At 46.2% G+C, this 14,120-nt stretch carries 8 protein-coding genes and 1 other RNA gene; 8 read left to right on the forward strand and 1 reads right to left on the reverse strand.

Going from position 1 to position 14,120, the window contains the following annotated elements:
- The first annotated feature begins 25 nt into the window (after positions 1-25).
- The 8 genes from J3P35_RS05530 (at position 26) to J3P35_RS05565 (ending at position 13,568) form a co-directional block, all read left to right on the forward strand.
- The gene (locus J3P35_RS05530) at positions 26-1,204 is read left to right on the forward strand and encodes an AGE family epimerase/isomerase (RefSeq protein WP_246850099.1); all 1,179 of its coding nucleotides are present in this window, start codon (positions 26-28) and stop codon (positions 1,202-1,204) included.
- A 608-nt stretch (positions 1,205-1,812) separates the two neighbouring features.
- On the forward strand, positions 1,813-4,869 hold the full coding sequence (locus J3P35_RS05535; RefSeq protein ID WP_210463353.1) for a SusC/RagA family TonB-linked outer membrane protein: 3,057 nt from the start codon (positions 1,813-1,815) through the stop codon (positions 4,867-4,869).
- 16 nt (positions 4,870-4,885) lie between these two features.
- Positions 4,886-6,406, forward strand: coding sequence for a RagB/SusD family nutrient uptake outer membrane protein (locus J3P35_RS05540; RefSeq protein WP_210463354.1), 1,521 nt, complete (start codon positions 4,886-4,888; stop codon positions 6,404-6,406).
- Positions 6,407-6,414: 8 nt separating this feature from the next.
- Positions 6,415-7,347: a hypothetical protein gene (locus J3P35_RS05545; protein ID WP_210463355.1), complete on the forward strand. Its 933-nt coding sequence runs from the start codon at positions 6,415-6,417 to the stop codon at positions 7,345-7,347.
- 242 nt (positions 7,348-7,589) lie between these two features.
- Positions 7,590-8,606, forward strand: coding sequence for a glycoside hydrolase family 26 protein (locus J3P35_RS05550; protein WP_210463356.1), 1,017 nt, complete (start codon positions 7,590-7,592; stop codon positions 8,604-8,606).
- 207 nt (positions 8,607-8,813) lie between these two features.
- A complete protein-coding gene (locus tag J3P35_RS05555) occupies positions 8,814-9,794 on the forward strand; it encodes a glycoside hydrolase family 26 protein (protein ID WP_210463357.1) in 981 nt (326 codons plus the stop codon).
- Between the two features lie 210 nt (positions 9,795-10,004).
- Positions 10,005-11,717: a DUF5060 domain-containing protein gene (locus J3P35_RS05560; protein ID WP_210463358.1), complete on the forward strand. Its 1,713-nt coding sequence runs from the start codon at positions 10,005-10,007 to the stop codon at positions 11,715-11,717.
- 183 nt (positions 11,718-11,900) lie between these two features.
- Positions 11,901-13,568: a carboxylesterase/lipase family protein gene (locus J3P35_RS05565; RefSeq protein ID WP_210463359.1), complete on the forward strand. Its 1,668-nt coding sequence runs from the start codon at positions 11,901-11,903 to the stop codon at positions 13,566-13,568.
- 118 nt (positions 13,569-13,686) lie between these two features.
- Here the strand turns inward: J3P35_RS05565 and ssrA are convergent.
- Positions 13,687-14,059: a transfer-messenger RNA gene (ssrA, locus tag J3P35_RS05570) on the reverse strand.
- Between the last annotated feature and the right edge of the window lie 61 nt (positions 14,060-14,120).

Here is a 14,120-nt window from a genome sequence, read left to right on the forward strand (position 1 = left end):
CCTGCTCTCGGTCTACCAGCAGGAGATGGAGGCCGAGCTGGAGAGGGCCCTGGCGTTCTGGGTCGGGCACACCCCGGACCACGAGCACGGCGGCTTCGTGGGGCAGATCGATAACGCAGGGAAAGTGAACCACGGGGCGCCCAAAGGCAGCGTCCTCAACGCCCGCATCCTCTGGACCTTCTCGGCCGCCTACCGGCACACCGGGAAAGAGGGGTACCTCGCCATGGCCACCCGGGCCTTCGACTACCTGTGCACGTCTTTCCTGGACCCTGCCCACGGCGGGGTCTTCTGGAGGGTGGACGCCCAAGGCCGGCCCCTGGACACCCGCAAGCAGGTCTACGCGCTGGCCTTCACCGTGTACGGCATGAGCGAGTTCTACCTGGCCACCCAGAACGAAAAGGCGCTGGAAATAAGCCAGGGGCTTTTCCGGTGGATCGAGCGGCACAGCTATGACCCGGGGCACGGCGGGTACCTGGAGGCCTTCGGCCGGGCGGGCGAGCCGCTGGAGGACCTGCGCCTGAGCGCCAGGGACCGCAACGACCCCAAGACCATGAACACGCACCTGCACATCCTGGAGGCCTACGCCAACCTGTACCGCGCCTGGCCCGACCCGCTGCTGGCGGAAAAACTGAGAGACCTGATCGAGGTGTTCCTGGACCGCATCGTGGACCAGAAGATCGGGCACCTGAAGCTGTTCTTCGCCCGCGACTGGGCTTCTACCGCCAACCTCATCTCCTACGGCCACGACATCGAGGCCTCCTGGCTCCTGCAGGAGGCGGCCGAGGTGCTGGGCGACCAGGAGCTGCTGAGCCGGGTCAAGGAAACCGCCCTGCAGATGGCCCAGGCCACCGCCGAGGCGCTGCTGCCCGACGGCAGCCTCTACCATGAACTGGATATGGACGAGAACCATTACGACAAGCACCGCGAGTGGTGGGTGAGCGCCGAGGCCATGGTGGGCTTCCTCAACGCCTACGGGCTAACCGGGCAAGAGGAATTCCTGCGGCACTCGCTCAATGCCTGGCGGTTCGCGCAGACCTACCTGCTGGACCTGGAAGGGGGCGAGTGGCGCTGGGGCGTGCACGACGATTACTCCCCCATGGACAAGGAGGACAAAGTCGGCTTCTGGAAGTGCCCCTACCACAACGCCCGCGCCTGCCTCGAGGTCATCCATAGGTGCGATAAGGTAAAAAGAACAGGAAGATAGATGCTGCTATGGCGATACTGCCTAGATCTACACAAATATCTACGCCTAGAACCCCTTATCGTATGGGCTTGAATTGGTGTTTTATGATAAAATAATACTAATAATCGTTAAGAAAAGCAAAGTTGAGGCAGCTTTATAGTCGCTATGCATTAAATGTATGAATGACGACAAACAAAGTTTCATTTTAGTAGCTCAACTAAAAACATTGGATTAGTGACTAAATTCAACAGCTTTCGAGGGAAAAGCTTTTTGAGTTCTTGACTCAATTAGCAACTGCATGGCGCTAAAAATATCCTTTGTAATAAGGCAAGCATTTTTAAAATGGTTATTTCAGCAAACTAAATGATAAAATAGTATTAAAATTAATTTATCAATTAATGTAGCTTTGTTACTATTAAAATTTAGGATTTGCGAAAATCACCCCTTGGTAAAAATCATTTTGCAAATCTGCAGCTGATATATAATCAGTTCAACTCTGTTCTTCATCAGTTAACAGAATTTAAGGCGAAAGTCACTCGCTTATTTAACCAATCTTTTCGATGCCCTATCACTGTGGCCTAAGTTTGTTTTAGTATAACGTCCTCATTTTAAAGCTTAACTACACTTTTATGAAACAACGATACCTATTGTTTTTATTTCTGTCCCTTCTGCTGGGTTCTGTGGAAGTATGGGCGCAAACAGTCACTGTGAGTGGGACTGTAAAAGATGGAGCAACGGGTGAGCCGCTGCCAGGAGTGAGCATCGTGGTAAAGGGTACTACTACTGGCACGTCCTCTCAAGTCGATGGCGCCTTTTCAATAGGTGTGCCCTCAGATAAAGCTATTCTTGTATTTACTTACATCAGTTACCTTTCTCAGGAAGTTCAGGTGAATGGAAGATCATCCCTGAACATTGTGATGCAAACAGATAGCAAGTCCTTGGAGGAGGTAGTGGTAGTAGGTTATGGGGCTGTAAAAAAGAGTGATCTTACTGGAGCGGTATCTACATTAAAAGGAAGTGAACTCAATAGAACACCTGCCGCCTCTGTAGATCAGTTGCTGCAAGGTAAACTGCCAGGTGTTCAAGTGATGGCGCCTAGTGGTCAACCTGGTGCTGGTGCTACCATCCGGATCAGAGGGGCTAGTTCCTTGAATGGTTCAAAGGCGCCCCTAATGGTTGTAGATGGATATCCTTGGGGAGATGCAGGTAACTTAAAGCAGATTAACCCAGAGGATATTGAATCCATAGAAGTGTTGAAAGATGCTTCATCTGCAGCTATTTATGGGTCAAGAGGAGCGAATGGGGTAATTATTATAACCACTAAAAAAGGACGCGAGGGAGAGGCAAGAATAAGCTTCAGTTCACTCAATACTATTTCTACTTTACCCGTTAAGCCAGATCTTTGGAGGGATCCTATAGAAGAAGCAACGTATGCTAATGAGGCTGCTATCAATGGGGGACTGGTTGGTGTGGATATTCCATATACTGGGATTACAAGGAACGGTGTTTATTATCCTTCAATAGCTGAATTGCGTGGTTTGGATCCCAATAAACCTCAGTGGCAGTATAATACAGATTGGGTGGATTTAGTGTATCGTAACCCTTTCTCTCAAAACTATACTTTAAGTGCAGATGGAGGCACAGAAAAAACAAAGTACTCTATTTCAGGAAACTACTATAAAGAAGAAGGATTATCTATTAAGAACTTCTATGATAAGTATACAGGTAGATTAAACCTTGATCAACAAATATCAAAAAACATAAAAGCTGGGACCAATGTTGTATTGGCCCATACCAAGGCAAATGGGTTTGGGTTGAGTGTGGATCGCTCTAGGATCTTTCCTGCTTATGATGAAAATGGTAACTATTTCAGAATGAGCCCAACAGATTATGGCAATCCACTTGCTCAAGCCAATCAAGTCCTGAGTACTTCCAAAACCATAGATGTTTTAGGAACAATCTTTTTGGATGCCAAAATAACAGATTGGTTGCAGTTCAGAACCCAGCTGAGTTCCAAATACGGCAATTCAGTTCAAGACCAATATGAGCCAGCAACGGCAACATTCAGAGGGTTTGAATCTCAAGGATATGGCTCCATTGGAAATAGCACCTACACAGACCTTTTGAACGAAAACTATTTTACTGTAAATAAAAAGTTTGGCTCAAACCATACCCTTAGCCTTGTAGGAGGGTACTCATTTCAGAGGACGGTTAACAAATTCAGTACTCTTACCGGACAGGGTTTTGTCAATGACAACCTGCAAAATGAGAACTTATCCGCTGCCGTAACCAAAACAATCAGCAATGACTTGTCCAGGTTTGACCTAGCCTCTTGGTATGGACGGGCCAACTATGCCTTGATAGATAAATACTTATTCACTTTCACGGGGAGGGCTGATGGATCCACCAAGTTCGGGGCCAATAATAAATGGGCATTTTTCCCATCCGGAGCATTTGCTTGGAAACTGAGTGAGGAAGATTTTATAAAGTCAATTGAAACTATCTCAGAATTAAAACTGAGAACAAGCTATGGATTGACAGGAAACCAAGGTATTTCTCCTTATCAAACATTAGACAGATTTGGAACCGGCAGATATTTTACCGGAGCAGGATTCCAAACTGGATTTGGACCGGGTCTCGCCAGCGGCAACAATGAGCAAGGACTTACTATTGTTGGAGGTCTTGGTAACAATAGCCTGAAATGGGAAACCACCAGATCATTTGACATAGGCTTTGACTTAGGGATTATGGATCAGAGATTCACCCTTACAGCCGATTACTATGTCAAGAACACCAGTGATTTGTTAAGGCTTAAAACAATCGCACCTTCTGCTGGATATGATCAGCAATGGATTAACGACGGGGAGATCAGCAACAGAGGGGTAGAACTTGGTATTACAGCAGACGTTCTCAGTAAATCTGAGTTGAACTGGACAGTTGGCGCCAATTTTACATTGAACCGAAACAAAGTAGTTTCAATGGGGGAGAATGACCAGATTGAAATAGGCACCTTGTATGAGTCTGTAAGACAAAGAATAAGCACCTATGCTGTAGGCCAGCCAATGTATGTCTTTTATGGCTACAAAACAGATGGTATCATACAGACCTTGGAAGAGGGGGTGAATGCAGGTTTAACAGGCGCTGCCGCACGGCCAGGCGAAATTAAATATCTTGATATCTCCGGACCAGAAGGCGTTCCGGATGGTGTAGTGGATAGCTTTGACAGAACTATCATAGGAAATCCTAATCCTAATTTCCTGTACAGCTTCAACACTAATCTAACCTTCAAGAGATTTGATCTCTCAGCACAACTCTACGGGGTTCAAGGAAATGATGTCTTTGACTTCAGAAAGATGACTCCAAGTAGACAAATCCAAAGATGGACCCCTGACAACCCAAGCCAGGAGTTTCCAAGAGCCAACAGCACAAGAGGGTACAGAGCCTCAGATTTCTTTATAACAGACGGTTCTTTCCTGCGGGTGCAGAACGTAACCTTAGGCTACAACTTAAAGCCAGGTTTGATCAAAGGAGTGAAAAGCTTAAGGGTTTATTTCTCTGGCAACAACCTGTACACTTTCACTAAATTCAATACTGGTTTTGATCCAGAAATGGGTGAACTGGGTGTAAACGAAGGCAATTACCCAAGACCTAGAGCATTCTCTTTAGGAGTTAACGTTGGATTTTAATCTAAAAGAAGAAACCATGAACTATAGAAAATATTTATACGGCTCCCTGGTGATAGCAGCGCTTTTATCAAGCTGTTCAGATTTGGAGGAGGATCCCTACGGGCTCATCAACACTGGTTCTTTCTATAAAACCCCCTCAGATGCTGAATCGGCTATTATTTATGCCTACTCCATTCTGCCAGAGGTTGGTTACTACTCTAGAGGGTTTCTAATCATCACGGAGTTGCCTACCGAGAACCTGACCCAAAAGGGAGATGCTGGTGTATCCAACTTTGAGCTTGATGAACTACGGACTACCTCTACTAACGCCGATCTGGATAATATCTGGACTTACTTATACCGGGGAGTAGCTAGGGCCAATGCCGTCATCACCAACGTTCCCAATGTTCCGAACATGCCGGAAACGAACAAGAACCAAATTGTTGGCGAGGGATACTTCCTGAGAGCGCTTCATTTCTTCAATCTGGTGAGGCTGTTTGGGGAAGTTCCTCTGAGGGTGGACAACATTGTGGAGGCGTCCCAGGTGCCAATCGCTAAGTCATCGATCGAAGACGTTTACAAAGTAATCATAGCTGATTTGCAGCAAGCTGAGACCTTGATAAGTTCCCAAAAAATCAGCGAGGGAAGAGCTAATAAAGTTGCTGTTCAGGCCTTGCTTTCCAAAGTGTATTTGCACTTGGCATCCTCAAAAAACTCTAACTCTCCTGGATATGGGTTTGTGGCGAATGCTGACGAAATGTATGCCCAAGCCAAAACCTATTCTGGGAAAGTAATCAATGAACAAACAGCCTTTGGGTTCACTGAGAGTCTGGTTGATATCTGGAATACTGAAATTTATAAAAAAGCGCCTGTCACAGAACACATCTTTGACGCAGCCGTGGACAGGACAGGGGAAATTGAATCTAATTACTCCAAGTTACCCAACATGTTCCTTCCCGCTGACCGCCGGATGGTAATCCCCTATGATCCACTTGTTCCTACAAGTACTAACATCAATATAGGCCAAGGCTGGGGACACTTCCGGACTGAATCAGCTATTTACAACAGCTATGCAGCAGACGATAAGCGTAAAACCCAACTCATTGTTTCACAATATAAAGGTGAGGATGGTGCTTCATATACATTAGATATCAACGGGAACGCCAGACCATTCACCAGAAAATATATTGATCCTTTGCGTGTTGGGGATAAAAGCAGTGCCAATACACCTATCCTCAGATACTCAGATATTCTTCTGGTATACGCTGAGGCTGCTGGTCCAACTCCAGAAGGCTATGCTGCCATCAATAAGGTGAGAGCGAGAGCTGGGCTTGGTAATCTTGACCCATCATTAGGAGTTCAAGCCTTTAGAAACGCGGTCATTGAAGAAAGGGCATTAGAGCTTGCCTTTGAAGGCAATCGGCTTTTTGACCTTCGCCGCACAAACTCAATGGAAGATGTATTGGAACACAAGTATAACAAGACCATTACAAGTGGTGCTTACTTCTTCCCTATACCTCAAAGAGAAATAGATACCAACCCTTTAATGAAGCCATAATCAAGGTTATGAAAAAAAGAATCATTTTCAATTTAAACCTCCTGCTGGTATTTGTAGCTTTTTGTACAGGATGTGTCGAAGATCCATACGATGGGGTTGTAAGTAACGAGAGATCAATAGAAGCTGTAACGCTAGGAGGTGATCTGGTGCAAGTGGGACCTGCAGTTGTGGACAGAACCGAAGGGAAAGTTACTGTTACGGTATTAGTACAACCAGGCACAGACCTAAGTAAGGTTTCTCCTCAGATTCAGACCTCGTATAAGTCCACCATTTCCCCTGGTTCGGGTGAGCCGGTAAACTTTGCGGCTAACAATAATCAGGCAACTTATACGGTTACTTCTGAATCTGGCAAAACGCGTGACTGGAAAGTGGAACTGGTTCCTTTTACGGAGACCCTTCTTGGAACCTATGACATCAACGGTTTGGTCGTATTTGGTGGTACGGGGCCAGAATATGGAGGAGGAGCCGTTTTAAAAATGACGGATAAACCTTGGGTTTGGCCAGCATCTGGAGGACCAGAGGCAGAGCTGGACAATACACTAACGTTTGAGTTCTCTGGTGTAACGGCAGAAGGTCATACTTACGGTACCGTAACAAACAACGCCGGCCCAGACGGATTATATGCTAATTTCCTGTTTGTAGGCAATCCTCAGACTGATGTTAACGGTTTTTATAGGAGAATCCCTAAAGGTGTAGGTACCTGGACCCGTAATTACACGGCCAACACTGTTACATTCACCTTTGCCGACAAAACTACCGCCACCGCCACTTTTGTAGGTCCCGGAAGCATAAGCTTAGGCAATAATCTGACTAAAACAGTAACAGATAACGCTTTCGAATTCACCTTGAATGGTACAGATGACTGGAATAACATCTATTCTGATTACGATAAGTTTGTGAAAAAACCTAGAAGGTTCTGGGTTGAGGTGAAGAAACAATAGCAACAAAGGGCTGGGGACACACAATCTCCAGCCCTTTACAGCTTCAATAAACTTCTGTGTAAATGTTGCCTTTTTAATCGTTTACAAGAATTTTCTTTTTGGACCTGTTTGAGAATGGCCTAACCCAAATGGATTCTGCCTCCTTCTATAGTTTGGGTTGGCAATTATCATAGCAGTTTCTATCTACTTGCTGAAATTTGCTCAAGGCACTACATTTCAGCAAATCGTCAAAACCATCTTTTATGAAGAACAGAATTGTAGCTTTTGCATTGACCGCTTTATCTCTTTTTTCATCTTGTGGAAGTAAGGAAAGCGAGCCAGAGCCTGAAATACCAGTAGTTACACCCCAAACACCCTTCAAGACACTGAATTACCTCTACAGTATCTCAGGCTCAAAAACAGTCTCTGGTATCCATAACCGGGAGCCAAACGCTACCCCAGCACGGTGGACTGAGGAGATGAAAACTGTTACGGGTAAATACTCAGGTCTGTGGAGCGGAGATTTTCTGTTTCAGGCTGACAATATCAACAATCGCCAGATCATGGTGAATGAGGCTTGGAACCAATGGAAAAAAGGAGCTATCGTCAACATCATGTGGCATGCCTGTAACCCGGCCATGTCTCAGCCATGTGGCTGGGATGCCAATGGGGTCCTGAGCAAATTGACAGATGCCCAATGGACGGAATTGGTTACAGATGGCACCCCGTTGAATGCTAAATGGAAGGCAATGATGGATGAAGTCAGCGTCCACCTTCAGTTCCTGGAAGACAAAGGAGTGGAAGTGCTATGGAGGCCACTTCATGAGATGAACCAAGGGAACTTCTGGTGGGGCGGAAGACCGGGTGCGAACGGTACCCGCAAACTTTATCAGATCACCCATGACTACATGACCAAGACCAAAGGTTTGACAAATCTTATCTGGGTGTGGGATGTGCAGGACTTTTCAACCTTAGAGAATGACCTTGTCAACTACAATCCTGGCGAAGGTTACTGGGATATAGCGGCTTTGGACTTCTACGATGGTAGCGGATTCTCCCAAGGGAAATATAATGCCATGGTCAAAGCGGCTAAAGGCAAACCTATCGCCATAGGGGAATGCGAGAGATTGCCCACTGTTGAAGATTTAACCTACCAGCCAAAATGGACATTCTTTATGGGATGGTCAGAACTGGTCTTTGAAAGGAATACAGCGGCAGAAATGAAGGCGCTGCAAACCTCTTCAAAGGTCATCACCTTGGATGAAATGCCAGGTTGGTAAAATCTATCCATTTCCTGCTTTTGCTCTTTCATATTATTGCCACTTCCAGTTTACAACTGGGTTCAGTTCATCCATAATCTGTTATTCCGTTCAGTGTATCTTCTGACGGAATAACAACGGACTTTTCTTGCCGTGCAACCAGGCTATTCCGGCAAGATATTGCCATTAAGATTCCCTTCTTTATACAAATTCCCAAACTTCCATACTATGAATCTGCGTACTTCCCCCTTGTTTCTGTTTGCTTTCTTTACTGTGCTATTCTCTTCCTGTAGAAGCTCACAATCTTTTAAGTCCCTTGTTTATTTAAAAAGTATATCCGGCTCTAAAACCATAGCCGGGCAGCATAACCGCGAACCTAACAGCGAGCCTGAGAGATGGTCCAAGTACATTGCCGAGACAACTGGCAAATACCCTGCTTTGTGGAGCGGCGACTTTTTGTTTCAGCAGGAAAACATAGACCAAAGGTGGACTATGATCCATGAAGCCAAGCGCCAGTGGGAAAAAGGGGCTGTCGTCAATATCATGTGGCATGGCTGCCCCCCCAACCAGGGAGAGCCTTGCGGGTGGGATCCGGGCTTATTGAACGCCCAACTCAATGACCAGGAGTGGCAGGAAATCATCACTGATGGAACACCATTGAACAAAAAGTGGAAAGCCCGGATGGATGACATCGCGGTATATCTCAAATACCTGAAGGATAATAATGTAGAGGTGCTGTTTCGTCCTCTCCATGAAATGAACCAGGGTAAATTCTGGTGGGGTGGAAGGCCTGGGCCAAATGGCACGGCTCGCCTGTACCAGATCACCCATGATTATATGGTAAAGGAGAAAGGACTGACTAACCTAATCTGGGTGTGGGACATGCAAGACATGAGCCGTGATTTTGCCGAGTACAATCCGGGTGATCAATACTGGGATGTATTTGCTTTTGACGTGTATGACCAAGGGTTTGATCCGTCCTGGTACAACTATATCCTGCCCATTGTGGGAGATAAACCTATGGCCATAGGGGAGTGTGCCAAGCTACCTACCGCGGAAATGCTTAAGGGGCAACCCAGATGGATATTCTTTATGGCATGGTCTGAATTGGTGAAAGAGAGCAATACCCCCGAGGCAATAAAGGCATTGTACCACTCAGACAGAGTTATCACCCTGGATGAGATGCCAGGCTGGCAAAAAGCTAAATAAGGCAGAAGCTAGGATACCTTCATTGATTTTAGTGCAGTTCCCGTTTTCTGGGTGTTTTCATTAATCTATCCTGAAAACGGGAACTTTGTACCCACCTTTTTGGACAGTGTAAGTACCTGTTCTGTTTGGCTAGAAGGTAAGGGAGTTTTCCTCATAGTGGTCCCTTGTCTTTTGCATTATTCCCATCCTTGGGCTGAGTAGAATTTAGCCATGTTTGACCTTGTTTATTTATTCTCCATGAAAGCATCACTCAAAGTTTTGCTTCTATTCTTGTTGCTTACCCTGGCCAAAGCAACAGTTGCCCAGAATAGAATCCAAAAGGTAACCCAACCCAAATCACCCATAAGGCAGTTTGAGAAAGCGGAATGGACCATCAACCTGCAGGTCCCGTTCACGAACCCGTATGACCAGAAAGAAATCGCCCTGGACATGGTGCTGACTTCCCCATCTGGAAAACCGTTGGTATTACCTTGTTATTTTGAAAAGGGGGATAAAAACGCCTCTGAATGGAAAGCGAGGTTCGCTCCCCAGGAAGTTGGCACCTACAGCTGGTTCTTCCGGTTGGGCGGTAAAAACATTTCGGATGAATCTAAACCCGAGACATTTGAGGCAGGGAAGGGAGACAAACCGGGATTTCTACACAAGAATGATTTGTACACCTTTAAGTTTGATGACGGCACCTTGTTCAGGGGGATAGGAGAGAATGTGGGATGGGAGTCACGTTCATTTGAGAACGATAAGTGGACGTATGATTACCTACTCCCCACCCTATCTAAAAACGGCGCCAACTTCTTCCGGACTTGGATGTGCTATTGGAACTTGCCGCTTGAGTGGAAGAAGGTAAACTCCACCAAAAGGTACACTAACACCCAAGAGTACTTTCACCCAGGTGCCATTCAACGGATGGAGGAACTGCTGCAACTCTGCGACTCCCTGAACCTGTATTTCATGCTCACTTTTGACTGGCATGGACACCTGATGGAAAATGGCGGCTGGAAAAACAGCAATTACAACCAAGCCAATGGCGGGCCGGCCAAAACCCCTACCGAGTTTTTCACCTTGCAAAGGGCGCGGGAGAAATACAAAAACAAATTGCGCTACATTGTGGCCCGTTGGGGGTATAGCACCAACATAGCAGTCTGGGAGTTCTTCAACGAGGTAGACAACGCAGCATTTACGGCAGCTGATAGCGTGATTATTCCGCATGAAGCCATTACGCAGTGGCACGATGACATGAGTCGCTACCTCAAAGACATTGATCCCTATCAGCATTTGGTCTCCACTAGCATTTCCCACCGTGATATAGCGGGTATGAATGCCATCGCCTATTTAGACTTCAACCAAAAGCATATTTATAAACACACAGAGAAAATCCCGGCCATTTACCCAACCTACATCAGCACCTTTGGCAAACCATATGTGGTAGGGGAGTTTGGCTACCGTTGGGAAGACGCAGACCCAAAGTACGGGGAGGAATGGGATTATGATTACAAACGGGGTTTATGGTATGGCCTCTTCAATCCCACGCCCATTCTCCCTATGACATGGTGGTGGGAATTGTTTGATGACCGCAACATGACTCCGTATTTCAACTCAGTGAAAGAAATCAATGACCAGATGCTGGCTTCTGGCAACGGTACCTTTGAGCCTTTCCCAGTCCTTACAGACAAGATAGAAGCCTACGGAATGAAGTGCGGAAATAAATACTTTGTTTATCTGCTCAACAATTCCGCCACTGAATTGACTTCTGATATTTCTTTTGACTTGAAAGGCGGAAAAATCAAAGAGGTACAGGCCTTTGCTCCGGTAAGTCGCCAATACCAGAATCTTTCCTCTTTTAAAACTAAAGACCAAAGGCTACTGATGCCGCAGGTAAAACTTGCCCCACGGCAGGAAATGGTTCTGATTCTGTCAGGCAAATAAACAGCCATCTGCATTTCTGCTAAGCAAATTAAAAACACAAGCTTTAGTAGGTTCTGTTGTTTTCTTAGTTTATTTTAAAATATGAGGCATAAACAGGAACGGGGTACGCTGTTATTGGTAATCCTTTCATTATATGTTGTAGGAAAGGAGTTGCACTGCCCCCGGAAAAATTGACTACCTATCATGAAAATGAACAGAAGAAACTTTGTTGCCAAGGCTGGCTTAAGTGCTGCTGCCGTGGGTATTTCACCTGCCCTTACTTTATCCTCTTGCTCAACACCTGCTAAATCAGAGGAGTTAGAAGAAGACGGTCAAGCGCTGTTTATAGGAGATGACATTGCCGTAGCCCAAACTAAATATGGGAAAGTGAAAGGGTATATCATGAACGGGGTTTTCACATTTATGGGCATTCCTTATGCGGCAAATGCCTCTGGCAAGAACAGGTTCATGCCTCCAAAGGAACCAGAGCCATGGAGTGAAGTGCGTCCAGCTGTTTACCCCGGGAACTCAGCTCCTCAGGACATATATGACCGTAAACCTGAGAATTATTATTCATTTGTAGATCACTGGAACTATGATGAGGTAAGCGAAGACTGTCTGCGACTGAACGTTTGGACCCCAGGTTTAGAAGACAGGAAAAACCGGCCGGTTCTGGTATGGCTTCACGGAGGCGGATTCAGCAAAGGCAACGGCCTGGAACAGGATGGCTACCACGGTGAGAATTTCAGTAAATACGGTGATGCGGTTTTTTGTTCCATCAATCATAGGTTAGGGCCCATAGGCTTCTCTGATTTCTCCGCTGTTGGGGGTGAGGAATACAAGCATTCTGGCAATGTTGGAATGTTAGATGTGGTAGCGGCTTTGAAGTGGATAAACCAGAATATAGAAAACTTTGGCGGAGACCCCAACAATGTTACAGTGATGGGGCAATCTGGGGGTGGTGCCAAAGTGTGTATTGTGGCTGCTATGCCAGAGGCAAAAGGCTTGGTACACAAAGCAGTTGCCTTAAGCGGCTCTGATGTTAAGGGAGTAGACAAAGCGTATTCCCAAGAGTTGGGGAGATATATACTAAAGGAAGCAAACCTAAGTCCTTTACAAATTGACCAATTGCAGGAACTGCCTTGGAAAGACTACCTGGACTTGGCCAACAGAGCAGTCAGGAAAATGGAGAAGGAGAAGGGTGGCTCCGGCATGAGAAGAGGCGGCTTTGGGCCCGTAGCCGATGGGCTGCATTTGCCAGCCGGACAGTTCTACGCAGATGCTTCAGCTGCTTCTCCTAATGTACCTATGCTGTTATGCACTACTTTCCATGAATGGGCGCCTGGACGTACAGAACCAGAATTGGAAGATATAACCTTGAGTAGGGTTATAGATAAGCTGAAAAGCACTTACGGTGATAAAACAGCCGAAATAGTCAGCGCTTATGATAAAAATTTCCCAGGTAGAAAACCTATAGAAATATGGTCACTGATTGTGTCTAATAGGCAAGCAGTGGTAAAAACCGCGAATGCTAAACTGAAACAAGATGCCCCTGTCTACATGGCTTGGTTTGGTTGGAGTTCTCCATTGTTCAACCTTCGTATGCGGTCATTCCACTGTCTGGATATCAGTTTCTGGTTTCTTAACACCGACCGAATGGTAACCCATACTGGAGGAGGCGCACGCCCAAGAAAGCTAGCTATAAAAATGGCCCATGCTTTATTGAATTTCATGCATAAGGGAGATCCTAATGGTGCTGACCTACCTAATTGGCCTCAATATACCTTGGAGAAAGGAGAGACAATGGTTCTTAATGATGAGTGCAAGGTGGAGTACGACCCAGATAAAGAAGCCCGGCAAAAGCTATCCTAAAATAAGGCTTTAAGAAAAACACCTTTGGGTCAAAGTCTCAGCCCTAATTCGTAGAGCCGTTTCAATATAAACCAAAAACGCCCTGTAAGCTGTGGCTTACAGGGCGTTTTTGGTTGTAAAGTGGAGATGCAGGGATTCGAACCCTGGTCCAGACAAGGAAACTTGAGCGCTTTCTACATGTTTAGTCTTGGTTGGGTTTTCGTGTGGCTCCAGGCCCAAGCCTGGCCTATGAAGTCACCTTAGATGCTTTAGTTTCATGCAGACCCCGCACCTTGGCCTACACTAGATCGGCATTACGATGCCCTGTGACCAACCCCCACCGAACCGAGGAGCTGCAGGACAATGGCAAAATGCTTAGTACCTAGACTAGGCAGCCATGGCGTAGTTAGACTCGCCAGATAATCGTCGGTCAATTCTGATTTACGGGAAAACTGCCAACTCCCGACATGCTTACACCCAGCTTGCTCAAGCTGTCAATTCCGGTCATCCCCAATTGTGAAAGAACGCTTTCGGTCTACTATTACGGCCGATGCCTGCAAAAGTAACCAAATT

The sequence above is a fragment of the Rufibacter roseolus genome, assembly GCF_017916365.1.
GTDB lineage: Bacteria > Bacteroidota > Bacteroidia > Cytophagales > Hymenobacteraceae > Nibribacter > Nibribacter roseolus.